Raw genomic sequence first — 14,823 nt, forward strand, 5'->3', positions numbered from 1 at the left:
TGCCCTTTGATCGCCGCAGGCCTGCGGTGATCAAAGGCGGAAGTGCCCGACCATCCCCTTAAGCTCCGTACCCAACTGCGCCAGCTCGATGCTCGACGCTGCATTGCCCTGCATGCTCAACGCCGATTGATCGGCACTCGCACGGATGCTGGTGACGCTGCGGTTGATTTCCTCGGCCACCGAGCTTTGCTCTTCGGCCGCTGCGGCAATCTGCTGGTTCATCTGCTGGATCAACGACACCGCCGCCGCGATGCTGCCCAGGGCGCTTTCGGTTTCCAGGGCATCACTGACCGCCAGCTTGACCAGTTCGCCGCTCTGCCTGATCTGCTGCACCGAAGCCTGCGCAGCGCTGCGCAAGGTACTCACCAACCGTTCGATTTCCTCGGTCGATTGCTGGGTGCGCTTGGCCAGCGCCCGCACCTCGTCGGCCACCACGGCAAAACCGCGGCCCTGCTCGCCCGCCCGCGCCGCCTCGATGGCCGCATTCAGCGCCAGCAGGTTGGTTTGCTCGGCCACGCTCTTGATCACCTCAAGGACGGTGCCGATAGTCTGGATCTCCGCGCTCAGGCTTTCGATGCTGGTACTGGCGGAGGTCGCGGAACTGGCCAGCAACTCGATACGCTGCAAGCTCTGGCGCACCACCTGCTGGCCGCTGTCGACCTTGTCATCCGCCGTCTGCGCCGCCTGGGCCGCTTCTTCGGCATTGCGCGCCACATCGTGCACGGTGGCGGTCATCTGGTTCATGGCCGTGGCCACCTGCTCGGTTTCTTCCTTCTGGCTGCTGACCTCGATATTGGTCTGCTCGGTGACGCTGGACAGCGAATGGGCCGAGCTGGCCAGTTGCTCGATACCCGCCTGCAACCCGCTGACCATGCTGCTCAGGCCGCTGCTCATCTGTTGCATCGCGAGCATCAACTGGCCCATCTCGTCCCGACGACTGACTTCCATGCGGCCACTGAGATCACCGGCGGCAATCTGCTGGGCCACTGCAATCACGCTGCGCAGCGGTGCAACGATCAAACGGGTAATGATCCACGCGGCAATCAGCCCGACCAATAACGCCAACGCCGAAGAACCGATGATCAGCAACGCGCTTTTCTTCAACTGCGCCTGCATCGACAGGTCTTCTGCGTCGTAGGCCTGATTGACCCGGGTGACCACTTCGGCTGCGCGCTCGTGCAACTGCTTGTAGACGACTTTTTCCTGGGCCAGCAGCCCGGTGTATTCGCCGAGTTTTTCGCTGAAGGCCGCGATATGCCCGGACACTTCGTTAAGCACGGTTTGGTAGCCAGGATCCTTGACGGTGGTTTTCAGCTGTTCGACCTGGGCCAGGGCCTGATCGGCCTGCTCGATCTTGCCTTGCTCGGCGTTCTCGTCATCGCCCTTGCGGCTCTGGTCCAGGCGCACGTGCGCTTCGTTCATGGCCTGCAGCATCAGGCGCGAGACCTGGCTGACCTGCCCCGCCTGCTCGATGAATTCGGCACCTTCCTTGCCCTGGCTTTCCTTGAGGCCATAGGCGCCGTCGTCCGCCAGCCCGGCCTGCAACACATCAAGGTTGTTGGCGACACTGGAGACCGACCAACTGGCCATTTCCAGCGCCAGGTCCTTGGTCTGGGTCAGCTCGACAAACTCATCGAACGCCTTGCGATACGCCGCCAGCGCCTGCTCGACGTCGCTCATCACCGGGACATTGGCAGGCGACTGGGCCTTGAGAATTACCGCCTGGGCCGCCAACGCGTCGACACTTTCGTGCAAGGCGTCCACCGACTTGGGGTCGGCATGCAGCGCGTAGTCCTGCTCGATCAAGCGCACCTTGAGCAAGCCGCTGTTGAGCGCCGACATGGCTTTAAGGCCCTCGAAGCGCTGGCCAACGGTTTGCAGCGACCATACGCCAATTGCGGCCACCAATGCCGTCAACAGCAGTACCAGGGCAAAGCCCAAGCCCAGTTTCTTGGCCATACCGAGGTTGGCAAAACGTCGTTGCACGGCAGAAATCATTGCACTTGAGTCCTCTTGCAATGGCGAATGCCATCAAGCCAGGTTTCGATGCAGCGAGATTCGCAACCCCGGGGCACTGAATACAAGGGTTTGGCGCCACAATAATGGCAAAAAGCTACATCCTCGTCGTTTTCAGAATGGTAGAGGTCGATCCTGCCGGCCCCATGGCCTTGAACAACGCCAGTGCACGCTGATCAGAAGCGTAGGCCACATTGATGCGCAGCCAGTCGCTGGATTCGCCCGTCGGGCTGAAAAGCGTCCCCGGCGACAGCAACACCCCCAGCCGGCGAGCCCGCGCCTGCACGGTGGAACGGTCGCCGACACCAGGGCGCGCCCAGAGGAACATGCCCCCCGCCGGCACCGCAAACACCTCCCACTCTTCGTCTTCCAGCACCTGCAGGGTCATGGCCATTTCCGTGCTCAGCCGCCGGCGCAGGCGTTGCACCCACTTGCGGTAGGTACCATTGGCCAGCAACGTCGCCACCACCGCCTCGGCAAACCGCGAGGTGCCGATGCCGGTCAAGGTCTTGACCCTGGCCAATTGCGCGATGATCGCCCCGCTGGCCGTGAGATACCCCACCCGCAAGGCGCTGCTGAGGGTCTTGGAAAAACTCGAGACATAGATCACCCGGTCCTCGTGGGGCAACGCCGACAACCGGGTGCACGTGGCATGTTGCAGGTCGCCATAGACGTCTTCCTCAATGATGAAGAAGTCCTGGGAATGGGCCAGTTGCAGCAAGCGCTCGGCCACCGCCAGGGACAGGCTGGTGCCGGTGGGGTTGTGATACAGGCTGTTGATGAACAGGCACTTGGGCCGGTGCCCGCGCAACAGCGCTTCCAGGGCAGGCATGTCCGGGCCGCCACGGGTGCGCGGCACTTCCAGCAGCTTGACACCGTGAAAGGCCAGTTGGCGGTAAAGGTTGCCGTACCCCGGGCTTTCCACCACCACGGTATCGCCGGCCTTGAGCAACGTGCGGATCAGCAGGTCCTGGGCGTGGCTCGCGCCGTGGGTGGTGAGGATATGCTCGACCCGGGTTGCCACCTGGATGTGCGCCAGGCGCTTGAGCAGCTGTTCACGCAGGGCCGGCAGGCCCAGCGGCGTGCTGTAGTTGAAGACGGCCGCGGTGTCGGTGCGGGTGACTTCACGAATCGCGTAGCTGATATCGTCGCTCTCGCGCCAGGTGTCCGGCAGCCAGCCGCATCCCAGTTTCAGTTCGCCCAGTTGATTGTCGATGAAGGCGCCCCACCCCGACTCGGCGCCCTCATACCATTGGTTTTCACCGCGAAGACCACGCTCGGCGGGTGGCTGGGCCACACAGAAACCGGCGCCTTGCCTTGAGGCCAGCACACCTTGGGCAACCATCCGCTCGAACGCCTCGATGACGCTGGACTGGCTGAGCAGGTTCTCGTGGGCCAGTTGCCGCACCGAGGGCAACCGCGTCCCGGGGCTGGCGCCGCTCTCGCGAATCCAGGCGGCCAGCGCACTGACGATTTGCTGCACTACCGGTACAAGGGCTTGTCGATCGATCCCTAAATCCATGAGCCACTCACTTAAACTGTTGTCATTTAACCCAAACCAGTTAAGCACAGAAGCCCAATGACAGCCGCGATCAAGATTTATTAAATCATTGATTTAATTGAATTATTTACCTAGTGAAACACATTCAGGTGAGGCATCTGGCCACCTGCGGAAAAACCCCACAGCGCCTCCAACGCTTTTCTGAATGGCATCCGTCTCACTTCCTAAATCGCGGTCGCGCCACCGTCCACCGCCAATGCCTGGCCCGTGGTGAAGGCAGCACCGTCGCTGCACAGATAAAGCACGGCGCTGGCGATCTCATCGACCTTGCCGATACGCCCGACCGGGTGCATGGCGGCGGCAAATTCGGCTTTGCGCGGGTCAGCTTCATAGGCACGGCGGAACATATCGGTGTCGATCACGGCCGGGCATACCGCGTTGACGCGGATTTTCTTTTTCGCGTACTCGATCGCCGCCGACTTGGTCAGGCCGATCACCGCGTGCTTGGACGCGGCATAGATACTCATCTTCGGCGCCGCCCCAAGTCCTGCCACAGAAGCCGTGTTGACGATGGCGCCGCCGCCCTGAGCCAGCAGCAACGGCAGTTGATACTTCATGCACAGCCACACGCCCTTGACGTTGACGCCCATGATTGCGTCGAACTCATCCAGGCTGCCGTCCGCCAGCTTGCCCTTCTCGATCTCGATCCCGGCGTTGTTGAAGGCATAGTCCAACCGGCCATAGGTGGCCACGGTCTGCTGCATCAACTGCTGCACGTCCGCTTCGAGGGTGACATTGCAGCGCACAAACACCGCTTCGCCACCGGCCTGATGAATCAGCGCCACAGTACCCTCGCCGCCAGCCGCGTCCAGGTCGGCGACTACGACTTTCAAGCCTTCAGCGGCGAACGCCAGCGCAGTGGCGCGGCCAATGCCGGCGGCCGCACCGGTCACCAGGGCGACCTGGCCGGAAAATGTCATGCTCATGGTGGATGTTCCTTCGATGGGGATGCTCGATGACCCCAGTCTAGCCAGAGCCACCATCGGCGCGTCAGCACTATCAAAAGCCCGGTTGGCGAACCATGAGCCGCAGTGATAACGGCACCGGCATCACTATCATTGCAGTGGATCGGTGGGCATTCGCAGGTGCTGCGCACCTTGCCGGTGCAGCCCGAAGGGTCTATCACTCAAGGTCCACTTCTCAAGAGTCGCTGCCATGACTGCCCAGACCAACCGCCAATTCCTGCTCGCCAAACGCCCGGTCGGCGCGGCCACGCGGGACACCTTCACTTACCAGGAAGTGCCGGTGGGTACACCCCAGGACGGCCAGGTGCTGGTGCACAACGAATACCTGTCCCTGGACCCGGCCATGCGCGGCTGGATGAACGAGGGCAAATCCTACATTCCACCGGTGGGTATCGGCGAAGTCATGCGCGCCCTGGGCGTAGGCAAGGTGATCGCGTCGAACAACCCGAAATTTGCCGTGGGCGACTACGTCAACGGTGCCTTGGGTGTGCAGGATTACTTCCTCGGTGAGCCGCGGGGTTTCTACAAGGTCGATCCGAAACTCGCGCCGTTGCCGCGTTATCTGTCGGCGCTTGGGATGACCGGCATGACCGCTTACTTCGCCCTGCTGGACACCGGCGCGCCCAAGGCCGGCGAGACCGTGGTGATCTCCGGCGCGGCAGGCGCGGTGGGCAGCATTGCCGGGCAGATTGCCAAGATTAAAGGCTGCCGCGTGGTAGGCATCGCTGGCGGCGCCGACAAATGCAGGTTCCTGGTGGATGAGCTGGGTTTTGATGCCGCCATCGACTACAAGAACGAAGACGTGCATGCCGGCCTCAAGCGCGAGTGCCCGAAAGGTGTGGACGTGTATTTCGATAACGTCGGCGGGGACATTCTCGATGCCGTGCTCAGCCGCCTGGCATTGAAAGCCCGCGTAGTGATCTGCGGCGCCATCAGCCAGTACAACAACAAGGAAGCTGTCAAAGGGCCGGCCAACTACCTGTCACTGCTGGTCAATCGTGCGCGCATGGAAGGGTTTGTGGTGATGGACCACGCGGCGAATTTTGCCGCTGCCGGGCAGGAAATGGCCGGCTGGATGGCTCAGGGCAAGCTCAAGAGCAAGGAAGATATAGTCGAGGGGCTGGAGACGTTCCCGGAGACGCTGATGAAACTGTTCAACGGTGAGAACTTTGGGAAGTTGGTGTTGAAGGTCAGCTAACACACCGCAGAACCAAATGTGGGAGCGGCGGTGCGACGGTTCGACTTGCTCGCGAAGGCGGTAGAGCAGTCACCTTATGCATTGACTGTCACACCGCCTTCGCGAGCAAGCCCGCTCCCACAATTTTTTACCGTGCCCGCTTCAGGTCGGGTAGGTCAGGCAATCTCGGCAACTACCGCTGCCAGCGCCTTGGCCGGGTCGGCCGCCTGGCTGATCGGGCGACCGATCACCAGGTAATCGGAACCGGCATCCAGGGCCTGGCGCGGGGTCAGGATGCGACGCTGGTCGTCCTGGGCGCTGCCCGCCGGGCGAATCCCCGGGGTCACCAGTTGCAGCGCCGGGTGGGCGGTCTTCAACGCCTGCGCTTCCAGCGCCGAGCACACCAGGCCGTCCAGGCCAGCCTTTTGCGCCAGGGCCGCGAGGCGCAGCACTTGTTCCTGTGGCTCGATGTCCAGGCCGATGCCGGCCAGGTCTTCACGCTCCATGCTGGTCAGCACGGTCACGCCAATCAGCAGTGGCTTGGGGCCGCTGCGCTGATCGAGCACTTCACGGCACGCAGCCATCATGCGCAAGCCGCCGGAGCAGTGCACGTTGACCATCCACACGCCCATTTCGGCGGCGGCCTTGACCGCCATCGCGGTGGTGTTGGGGATATCGTGGAATTTCAGGTCGAGGAACACCTCGAACCCTTTGTCACGCAAGGTGCCGACAATTTCGGCGGCACAACTGGTGAACAGTTCCTTGCCAACCTTGACCCGGCAAAGCTTGGGGTCCAACTGGTCAGCCAGCTTCAGTGCGGCGTCACGAGTGGGGTAATCCAGGGCGACGATGATAGGAGTCTGGCAGGCGGACATTGGAATGGGCTCTCAGGCAAGTCGAAATCGGCGCGGATTGTAGCGCAAGCAGCGGGTTTGCGGGATCCGATGATCGGTAATTCGCGATTTAGCCGCCAGATTGCGGGCTCCCGGGCAATTGTGTCGAAACAGATACATTCCCGACATGCCTGCAATACCCCCGAAGATTAGCCTCGCACACGTGAACCATCGTACAGAACTTCCAGCCCCGGGGCTGGGCGCCTATGCTGAACGCAACAACCTCGCCGCCGAGCTTCGGCCCGGCGGCCAACCAGGTAGATGATCGCACCATGCAAACCCTGACTCCTGTGCTGAATGACGATCAAAAAGCCTCGCTTGTCGGTGAAGACAAACGCTGGAATACCCGCGCACTGATTGTCGACGACGACGTGCCGATCCGCGAATTGCTGATCGATTACCTGGCGCGCTTCAATATCCTCGCCAGCGGCGTGACCGATGGCGCGGCCATGCGCCAGGCCATGCAAGCCGAGACCTTCGACGTGGTGGTGCTCGACCTGATGCTGCCGGGCGAAGACGGCCTGTCGCTGTGCCGCTGGCTGCGGGCGGAATCGGACATCCCGATCCTGATGCTCACCGCCCGCTGCGAACCTACCGACCGCATTATCGGCCTGGAACTGGGGGCCGACGACTACATGTCCAAGCCCTTCGAGCCCCGTGAACTGGTGGCGCGCATCCAGACCATCCTGCGCCGGGTGCGGGATGACCGCACCGAGCAGCGGGCGAATATCCGCTTCGACAACTGGCGCCTCAACAGCGTGCTGCGCCAGCTGGTGGCCGACGACGGGCTGGTGGTGCCGCTGTCCAACGCCGAATTCCGTTTGCTGTGGGTGTTTATCGAGCGCCCGCGCCGGGTGCTGAGCCGCGAACAATTGCTGGACGCGGCCCGGGGTCGCTCCATCGAGGCCTTTGATCGCAGTATTGACCTGCTGGTCTCGCGCCTGCGCCAGAAGCTGGGGGACGACCCCAAGGCCCCGCAGTTGATCAAGACCGTACGCGGTGAAGGCTACCTGTTCGACGCCCGAGATATCGGCTGATGCGCAACGCCTTCAACACCCTGTTCGGGCGGCTGTTCGGTGTGTTGCTGGTAGCGATTGTGCTGGCCCACGCGCTGGCATTCTTCTGGTTTCACCATTATGGCCCGCCGCCCCCTCCGCCCCACGAGACCTTCATCGAGCAACCGGACGGCAGCCTGACGCCAATGCCCAAGGAGCACCGCCGTCCCTGGTTCGGCGGGCCTGTGGTGCCGCTGACCTTCCAGTTTATCTCGCTGATCATTGCCGCCTGGTACGGCGCCAAGCTGCTCAGCCGGCCAATCCAGCGCCTGAGCGCCGCGGCCGAGCGCCTGAGCCTGGACCTCGACAGCCCACCGCTGAACGAGTCCGGCCCACGAGAGGCGCGGCAAGCGGCATCGACCTTCAACCTGATGCAAAAGCGCATCCGCGAACAGGTCACCCAGCGTGCCCGCATGCTGGGCGCCGTGTCCCACGACCTGCGCACGCCGCTGTCACGGCTCAAGCTGCGCCTGGAACAGATCGAAGACACCAAGCTGCAGGGCCAGATGCGCCAGGACCTGGACGACATGATCGGCATGCTCGACGCCACCCTGAGCTACCTGCACGAGCAGCGCACCAGCGAAACCCGGCATTGGCTGGATGTGCAGGCGCTGGTGGAGTCCCTGAGTGAAAACGCCCAGGACCGTGGCTCCGATGTGCAATGCAGTGGTGAGTGCGCGCCGCTGCAAGTGCAACCGATGGCCCTGCGTTCGTGCCTGAACAACCTGATCGACAACGCCCTGCGGTACGCCGGCACCGCGCGCATCGAACTCGCGGACACTCCGCAGGCGCTGGTGGTTAAGGTAATCGACCACGGCCCGGGCATTGCGGCGGATAAACGCGAGGCGGTGTTTGAACCGTTTTATCGGCTGGAAGGCTCGCGCAACCGCAATTCCGGTGGCGTGGGGTTGGGCATGACGATTTCCAAGGAAGCCGTGGAACGCCTCGGTGGACGGCTGAGCCTGGAGGAAACTCCGGGCGGCGGCCTTACCGCCGTAATGTGGCTGCCAAGGGCGTAGGAATGGTTCCTGCGCCCTGCAGGAACCATTACTGCCCGGTTTTATCTTCCCGCCGCACCTGAGCCTGGGTGGCACTCCAGTCGGTCAACAAGCTATACGCCACCGCCAGCAATGTCGGGCCGATAAACAGGCCGATAAAGCCGAACGCAATCAACCCGCCAAACACCCCCAGCAACACGATCACCAGCGGCAGGTTGCCGCCACGGCTGATCAGGTAGGGCTTGAGCACGTTGTCGACGCCGCTGATGATGAACGTGCCCCATACACCCAGGAACACCGCATAGGTGTAGTCGCCCTTCCAGGCGAGCCAGGCGGTGGCCGGAATCCAGATCAGCGGCGGGCCCATCGGAATCAGGCTGAGCAGGAACGTCACGATCCCCAGCACCAAAGCCCCCGGAACACCGGCAATCCAGAAGCCGATCAGCGCCAGCAAGGCCTGGGCGGCAGCGGTGCCGATCACACCGTTGACCACCCGCTGCACCGTACCCGCGACCAGTTCGATGTAATAACCCGCCCGGTCGCCGATCAACCGCTCCAGCAAGCGATGCACAAACATCGCCAGGCGCGGCCCGTCACGGTAGAAAAAGAACACAAACACCAGGCTCAGGGTCAGTTCCAGGATGCCGCCGCCGATCTGCGCACTGCGGGCCAGCAACCAGTTGCCGACCTGGCCCAGGTATGGTTTCAACGTGACCATCAGTGCCGCGCCCTGCTGGTCGATGCTGTCCCACATCGCCACCAATCGTTCGCCGACAAAGGGAATGGAACCGAGCCAGGTGGGCGCCGCAGGCAAGCCATCCACCTGGATATCCTTGATCAGGCCCACGGCATCGCGCACATGGTCGGCCAGGTTGAACCCCAGCCAAACCAGCGGCAACGCCACCAATAGCATCCAGACCAGGGTCAGGATCCCGGCGGCCAGCGATTCGCGACCGCCCAGCCAGCGGGTGAGCAAGCGCATCACCGGCCAACTGGCAAACGCCAGTACCGCGCCCCAGAACAGCGCCGACCAGAACGGCGCCATCACCCAGAAGCTGGCACCAAACAACACCAGCAGCAGGATCTGCACCAGCAGGCGATCGTTATTGAGCATGTGGTTTCTCGAAAAGAAGTCTGTAAGAGGAAGAGCTTAGGCGAACGGCGCGGGTCCGTTCGCCCTGGAACGGTCAGCGTATCAGATGCAGGTGCAAACCCTTGGCTTCGGTGGTGCCGGTTTCCAGGCGCGCCGCACGTACGCCCTGATCGATCAAGCCCTGGCGCCATGCCTCGGCGGTGGGCCCGGTCAAACTGACCCGCAACGTGGCATCCAGGTTCAATCCGCGGGAAATAAGGGTGAGCCAGGTGGCGTCAGGCTCGGCGCCCAGCTTGGGAAAATCCAGCTCGCCAGTGCTTTTCAGTTCCCGCAGCAGCGTAGCGGAGGTCGGCAGCAAATCGCCCAACGGTGCGCTGGCGTCCATCTGTTCCACGTGCAGGTACGCCCGTCGATTGCCCCGGGTGATGCCGTACAACGCGACCAGGGAGTTGTCCTGCGGGGCCGCCAGGCGCAGCAGCAGGTATTCCTGCTGGCCGTCGGCGCCCACCAGCTTGGCATTGCCGAACACTTCATTGGCCCACAGGCTGCTTTCACCGCAATCACGGGCCTGGCACCAGAACAGCAGTTGCGCGCCCTGGGCCTGCAAGGCTTCGCGGGTGGCGGTAAAGGCGGCGCTGGAGGTGTGCTCGGCAGGCAGTTCGTAGGTGATGGCAGTGGCTTGGCCGCGGGCGGTGGCCTGGCCTTCATAGCGCAGCTGGCCGCTGATCTTGCGGATCGAGCCCAGCGGGTAGATACGTTCTTTCTCTTCGGCGGGACGGTAGTCGACGATCTGCGCGTCGACCTGACGGGCCACGGCGGGCAAGTCCTGGCTACCCGGTACGTCGGCGGCAAACACCAGCGGGCTGAAACAGCACAGCCCCAGAACACGGAAAAATCCCTTCGGCATACTCATCGGATCGGCGCGCCCTGGCCATTGGGGTGCGCTGCGGTGTTGAGATCGTTCATGGTTGACTCCCTTTCGATCCGCCCAGCCTCGGCAGTTGACCCCGCCAAGTCAAGGCGTGGAGAAGAACCGATTGAAACAGTCTGCAACAAGGGTAGCGCCTGGCTCGTCATTCAGGTGCAAATGATGGCCACCGGGCAAGGTAGTCACCTGGAACGGAAGCCCGGAAAGCAATTCGGAATGTTTCGCCAACATGCCGTCTTCGGCGACCACCAACTGTGTCGGACAGCCGACTCGGCGCACGAAGGCCATCGCCTGTTCTTCTGTCAGGCGCATGGGGGAGGCCAGGGTCAGGCGGCTGTCGCTGCGCCAGGTGTAACCACCCGGCACGGGCATCAAGCCACGCTGGGCCAGCAGTTCGGCGGCTTCACGACTGACTGCCACCACGCCTTTCATCCGCGCTTCCACCGCGCGATCAAGGGTGCTGTACACCGGCTTGCGCTTGTCCTGCAGGTTCATTTGCGCCTGCAACGCCATGCCGAGGCGTTCGGCGGCGTTGTCTGCGGTGCCGGTCGGCGGGATCACGCCATCAATCAATCCCAGGTGCGTCACCCGCTCCGGCAAGGCGCCGGCCAACACCAGGGAAACGATGGCGCCGAGGGAGTGGCCAAGTAATGCAAAACGTTTCCACCCGAGTTGTTCGGCGACTTGCAGCACGTCGTGGACGTAATCCCACAGGGAATAACCGGCGCCAACGGGGCGATGGGCCGAGTGACCATGGCCGGCCATGTCCAGGGCGACGATGCGCAGGCCATCGAGTTTCGGTGCCAGGCGGGCAAAGCTGTTGGCGTTGTCCAGCCAGCCATGCAGGGCAATCACCGGCAAACCGTCTTCAGGGCCGAACAGATGCGCCGCCAACTCGATGTGCGGCAGCGCCAGGCGGACTTCTTCGACGGGCGCAGTCATGCGCAACTGCGCTCGCGCTGGCGAGCTTCCCAACGGGCAAACAGGTTCTTGATCAAAGTGGCGGTGTCCTGTGGGCGTTCAAGGGGAAACATGTGGCCGCCGGGCATGGTCAGCATTTCGCCCATGGGCATGCGCCCCACGCCGCTGGCATGGTGACGCATCACCACCCGGCTCTGGCGACCACGCACCACCGCCAGCGGCACTTTCAGTTGCCGGGCCTGGCCGGGGCTGGTGTGGGGTACGCCGCGGTAGATGCTGATTTCGGTGGCCGGATCAAAGCGCAGGCGCAGGCGATCACCCACCGGCTCCAGGCCGTGTTGCAGGTAGGCATCAAAACAGTCGGGATCAAAGCCGCGAAACAAGGTCTTGCCAGCGAAGTACTGGCGCGCAGCCGCCAGGTCGGCGAACTCTTCACGACGGCCCAGGGTGCGCCCCGCCGGGGTCAGCCGGTCGATAAAGCCGAAACGCTTGGCCGCGCGGATCACCCAGCGATCGGCCAGGGTCAGTACCGGCGAATCCAGCATCACCACCCCGCGATACAGCTGCGGGCTACGCATGGCCGCGTGCAGGTGCAGCACGCCACCCAACGAATGGCCCACGCCCCACACCGGCTCCGGTTGTTGCTCAAGGTGGTGGATCAATTCGTCCACCAGGTTCTGCCAATTGTCATCCACTGGAAACCGGGGGTCGTGACCGTGCTGCGGCAAATGCGCGACGGCGTACTCCGGGGCCAGGGCGGCAAACAATTTGCCGTAGGTCGCCGAAGGAAAGCCATTGGCGTGAGCGAAAAACACGTGCTGCGACATACCTGATCCATCACCGTAAACAGAGTGTTGATTCTCCCCAGACCGGGCAGTCACGGCAATGACTGTAACTGCCAGGAATGATGACACTCACGCCACGCCTATCGGGCCGGCGGCGTCTCCCCCAGCGGTACCACGGCCATGGTCAGGCGCGACACACAGCTGGCCTTGCCTTCATCGCTGGTCAGGCGGATGTCCCACACGTGGGTGGTGCGCCCGATATGAATCGGCTTGGCCACCGCCGTCACCCGCCCGCTGCGCAAGCCGCGCAGGTGGTTGGCGTTGATTTCCAGGCCCACGCAATAGAACTTGCTGGCGTCGATGCACAGGTAACTGGCCATGGAGCCCACGGTTTCCGCGAGTACCACCGACGCGCCGCCGTGCAGCAGGCCGTAGGGTTGATGGGTGCGGTGGTCGATCACCATGCTGGCCGTCAGGGACTCGTCGTCAAAACGTTCAAAGCGGATATCCAGTACTTCACCGATGGTGTTTTTCTGAATCGCATTCAGTTGCTCGATATTCGGTTGGGTGCGCCACAGGCTCATTGATCGGTCCTTATTGGTTTTATGTCAGTGCTCAATCCTGCCACAGCACGGCTTCGGAGCGCTCGCTCCAGGCCAGGAACTGCGACCCGTAGGCTGATTCAATCACGTTGCGCTTGATCTTCAAGGTCGGCGTGAGAAAACCGTTTTCCACCGCCCAACTGTCTTTCACCACCACCAGTTGGCGCAAGCGCTCATGTTTATCCAGCACCTGGTTGACCTCTTCCAGCAAGCGTTCAAGGCTGCCCTGCAAAGCCTGGCGCCCAGCGCCTGCGGCATCTTGCAGACCCACGGCAGATAACACGCACAGGCCCATGGGCGCACTCAAGCCATCGCCCACCACGCACACCTGCTCGATGCGTGCATGTTCGGCCAGGCGGTTTTCAATCGGCGCCGGGGCCACGTATTTGCCTTTGCTGGTCTTGAAGATTTCCTTGAGCCGCCCGGTCAACCGCAGGCGGCCATCGGTGCCCTGCTCGCCCTTGTCGCCGGTGCGCAGGAAGCCGTCGGCGGTGAGCGTCTCGGCAGTTTTTGCGGGGTCCTTGTAATAACCGAGCATGGTCGCGCCGCTGCGTACCTGGACTTCGCCGTCGTCACCGATGCGCACTTCGACGTCCGGGCATGGCGGGCCTATCCAGCCGAGTTTCTGCTGGCCGGGGCGGCACACGTGGGAGTAGCCGCAGCTTTCGGTCATGCCATAGACCTCCAGCACATCCAGGCCCAGCCGGCGATACCAGACCAACAGTGCTTCGGGCACGGGGGCTGCGCCGGAGATCGCCACGCGCACAGCGTCCAGGCCCAACCCGGCGAGTACTTTGTGGCCGACCCGCTTGCCGATGAAGGGCAGGCGCAGCAAGGTATCGAGGCGGCTTGCGGGGATTTTGCTATAGACGCCCATCTGGAATTTGGTCCAGATGCGCGGTACGCCGAACAGCGCTGTTGGCCTCGCCCGTTTGAGGTCTGTCAGAAAAGTGTCGAGGCTCTCGGCGAAAAATACTGTCTGTCCGGTGTAGATCGAGGCCATCTCCACGAACATGCGTTCGGCGACGTGGCACAGCGGCAGGTAGGACAGCAGGCGATCGCCCTCCCCCAGGCCGAACAGTTCAGTGCCGCGGATGGCCGCGAAGGCCAGCGCGCCGAAGCTGTGCATCACGCCCTTGGGCAGGCCGGTGGTGCCGGAGGTGTAGATGATGGTGGCTAGATCGGATGCTGCGGGCGCGGGGTTGTCCTGAATGGGTGAGCAGGCTTGCAGGTCGGCCCAGGTGAAATCGAATTCGCCATCGGGGCACAGCGGCAGGCTGATGGTGGGCAGGTCGGCCTTTACTCCGGCGGACATGGCGGGCCAGTCGTCCAGTTTGCCGATAAATGCCAGTGCGGCTTCGGAATGCTCGAGTACGTGGGCGACGGAGTCGGCGGTGAGGTTGGGGTAGAGCGGGACCGAGACGTGGCCGGCCATCCAGATGGCGAGGTCGGCGATGATCCAGTGGGCGCAGTTTTTCGAGATCAGGGCGATGTGGGAGCCCTGGGGCAGGTCGCGGGCTCGCAGCCAGTGGGCGGCGCAGCGGGCTTGGTGGCCGGCTTCGGCCCAGGTGAGGGTTTGGACCTCGCCGCCTTTGATGGGCTGAACCAGGAATCGTTGCCGTGGGTGGCGGGCTTCGCGGTCGAAGAAGACTTGCAGCGGCAAACGAATAGCGACAGACATGGACGCGCTCCTTTGTGTTCCGATGGTAGCCAACCAAGCACTTGCTTGGCTGACTATTTCATGGGAGCGCGGGGGGTGCAAGTTCTGCTGTTTGGGGGTATATCCGTTATTTGGGTGATGGCTGAAATGGGTTCCGCTCTTACAGCGG

At 62.9% G+C, this 14,823-nt stretch carries 13 protein-coding genes and 1 pseudogene; 3 read left to right on the top strand and 11 right to left on the bottom strand.

From position 1 onward, the window contains the following. Window positions 1–30: 30 nt before the first annotated feature. The 4 genes and pseudogenes from HX821_RS32140 to HX821_RS30975 form a co-directional block, all read right to left on the bottom strand. Entirely contained in the window at window positions 31–912 is an 882-nt protein-coding gene (locus HX821_RS32140; RefSeq protein ID WP_371315662.1) for a methyl-accepting chemotaxis protein, read from the bottom strand. Continuing rightward, window positions 892–1,998, bottom strand: a pseudogene (locus HX821_RS32145) (HAMP domain-containing protein); the annotation flags it as partial. The pseudogene HX821_RS32145 and the gene HX821_RS32140, both read right to left, overlap by 21 nt. A gap of 115 nt (window positions 1,999–2,113) precedes the next feature. Next, a complete protein-coding gene (locus tag HX821_RS30970) occupies window positions 2,114–3,538 on the bottom strand; it encodes a PLP-dependent aminotransferase family protein (protein WP_003217187.1) in 1,425 nt (474 codons plus the stop codon). 203 nt (window positions 3,539–3,741) lie between these two features. Continuing rightward, complete coding sequence (locus HX821_RS30975) at window positions 3,742–4,503, bottom strand: SDR family oxidoreductase (RefSeq protein ID WP_177037346.1); 762 nt, start codon at window positions 4,501–4,503, stop codon at window positions 3,742–3,744. 229 nt (window positions 4,504–4,732) lie between these two features. Here HX821_RS30975 and HX821_RS30980 point away from each other — a divergent pair, with 229 nt between their 5' ends. Further along, the gene (locus HX821_RS30980; RefSeq protein WP_087695366.1) at window positions 4,733–5,740 is read left to right on the top strand and encodes an NADP-dependent oxidoreductase; all 1,008 of its coding nucleotides are present in this window, start codon (window positions 4,733–4,735) and stop codon (window positions 5,738–5,740) included. A 155-nt stretch (window positions 5,741–5,895) separates the two neighbouring features. Here the strand turns inward: HX821_RS30980 and pyrF are convergent, their stop codons facing one another. After that, window positions 5,896–6,594: an orotidine-5'-phosphate decarboxylase gene (gene pyrF, locus HX821_RS30985; RefSeq protein WP_003217180.1), complete on the bottom strand. Its 699-nt coding sequence runs from the start codon at window positions 6,592–6,594 to the stop codon at window positions 5,896–5,898. A 290-nt stretch (window positions 6,595–6,884) separates the two neighbouring features. On the opposite strand from pyrF, the gene HX821_RS30990 reads away from it, so the two are divergent. Both HX821_RS30990 and HX821_RS30995 read left to right on the top strand, forming a co-directional pair. Continuing rightward, the gene (locus HX821_RS30990) at window positions 6,885–7,649 is read left to right on the top strand and encodes a response regulator (RefSeq protein ID WP_032898726.1); all 765 of its coding nucleotides are present in this window, start codon (window positions 6,885–6,887) and stop codon (window positions 7,647–7,649) included. Further along, window positions 7,649–8,686: a cell wall metabolism sensor histidine kinase WalK gene (locus HX821_RS30995; protein WP_003217175.1), complete on the top strand. Its 1,038-nt coding sequence runs from the start codon at window positions 7,649–7,651 to the stop codon at window positions 8,684–8,686. The genes HX821_RS30990 and HX821_RS30995 overlap by 1 nt, the downstream gene beginning before the upstream one ends. Window positions 8,687–8,714: 28 nt before the next feature. On the opposite strand, the gene HX821_RS31000 is transcribed toward HX821_RS30995, so the two are convergent. The 6 genes from HX821_RS31000 to HX821_RS31025 form a co-directional block, all read right to left on the bottom strand. Beyond that, window positions 8,715–9,779, bottom strand: a complete 1,065-nt coding sequence (locus tag HX821_RS31000) for an AI-2E family transporter (RefSeq protein WP_003217173.1) — start codon at window positions 9,777–9,779, stop codon at window positions 8,715–8,717. A gap of 73 nt (window positions 9,780–9,852) precedes the next feature. Continuing rightward, window positions 9,853–10,671 carry a DUF4892 domain-containing protein gene (locus HX821_RS31005; RefSeq protein ID WP_003217171.1) on the bottom strand — a complete coding sequence of 273 codons (819 nt, stop codon included), beginning with the start codon at window positions 10,669–10,671 and terminating at the stop codon, window positions 9,853–9,855. A 102-nt stretch (window positions 10,672–10,773) separates the two neighbouring features. After that, a complete protein-coding gene (locus HX821_RS31010; protein WP_087695368.1) occupies window positions 10,774–11,628 on the bottom strand; it encodes an alpha/beta hydrolase in 855 nt (284 codons plus the stop codon). After that, window positions 11,625–12,434: an alpha/beta fold hydrolase gene (locus HX821_RS31015; RefSeq protein WP_008431257.1), complete on the bottom strand. Its 810-nt coding sequence runs from the start codon at window positions 12,432–12,434 to the stop codon at window positions 11,625–11,627. The genes HX821_RS31010 and HX821_RS31015 overlap by 4 nt, the downstream gene beginning before the upstream one ends. Window positions 12,435–12,532: 98 nt before the next feature. Beyond that, entirely contained in the window at window positions 12,533–12,976 is a 444-nt protein-coding gene (locus HX821_RS31020) for a hotdog fold thioesterase (protein ID WP_003217165.1), read from the bottom strand. Window positions 12,977–13,007: 31 nt separating this feature from the next. Beyond that, window positions 13,008–14,675: an AMP-binding protein gene (locus HX821_RS31025; protein ID WP_102369643.1), complete on the bottom strand. Its 1,668-nt coding sequence runs from the start codon at window positions 14,673–14,675 to the stop codon at window positions 13,008–13,010. Window positions 14,676–14,823: the final 148 nt, after the last annotated feature.

It is taken from the genome of Pseudomonas sp. B6001, assembly GCF_013386015.1.
In the GTDB taxonomy this organism is placed as follows: Bacteria; Pseudomonadota; Gammaproteobacteria; order Pseudomonadales; family Pseudomonadaceae; genus Aquipseudomonas.

Coding starts and splice junctions, on each gene's coding strand:
- HX821_RS30980 (WP_087695366.1), top strand. CDS start 4,733: ATGACTGCCCAGACCAACCGCCAATTCCTGCTCGCCAAACGCCCGGTC.
- HX821_RS30995 (WP_003217175.1), top strand. CDS start 7,649: ATGCGCAACGCCTTCAACACCCTGTTCGGGCGGCTGTTCGGTGTGTTG.
- HX821_RS31010 (WP_087695368.1), bottom strand. CDS start 11,628: ATGACTGCGCCCGTCGAAGAAGTCCGCCTGGCGCTGCCGCACATCGAG.
- HX821_RS30970 (WP_003217187.1), bottom strand. CDS start 3,538: ATGGATTTAGGGATCGATCGACAAGCCCTTGTACCGGTAGTGCAGCAA.
- HX821_RS31005 (WP_003217171.1), bottom strand. CDS start 10,671: ATGAGTATGCCGAAGGGATTTTTCCGTGTTCTGGGGCTGTGCTGTTTC.
- HX821_RS31015 (WP_008431257.1), bottom strand. CDS start 12,434: ATGTCGCAGCACGTGTTTTTCGCTCACGCCAATGGCTTTCCTTCGGCG.
- HX821_RS31020 (WP_003217165.1), bottom strand. CDS start 12,976: ATGAGCCTGTGGCGCACCCAACCGAATATCGAGCAACTGAATGCGATT.
- HX821_RS32140 (WP_371315662.1), bottom strand. CDS start 912: ATGCTCGCGATGCAACAGATGAGCAGCGGCCTGAGCAGCATGGTCAGC.
- HX821_RS30975 (WP_177037346.1), bottom strand. CDS start 4,503: ATGAGCATGACATTTTCCGGCCAGGTCGCCCTGGTGACCGGTGCGGCC.
- pyrF (WP_003217180.1), bottom strand. CDS start 6,594: ATGTCCGCCTGCCAGACTCCTATCATCGTCGCCCTGGATTACCCCACT.
- HX821_RS30990 (WP_032898726.1), top strand. CDS start 6,885: ATGCAAACCCTGACTCCTGTGCTGAATGACGATCAAAAAGCCTCGCTT.
- HX821_RS31025 (WP_102369643.1), bottom strand. CDS start 14,675: ATGTCTGTCGCTATTCGTTTGCCGCTGCAAGTCTTCTTCGACCGCGAA.
- HX821_RS31000 (WP_003217173.1), bottom strand. CDS start 9,779: ATGCTCAATAACGATCGCCTGCTGGTGCAGATCCTGCTGCTGGTGTTG.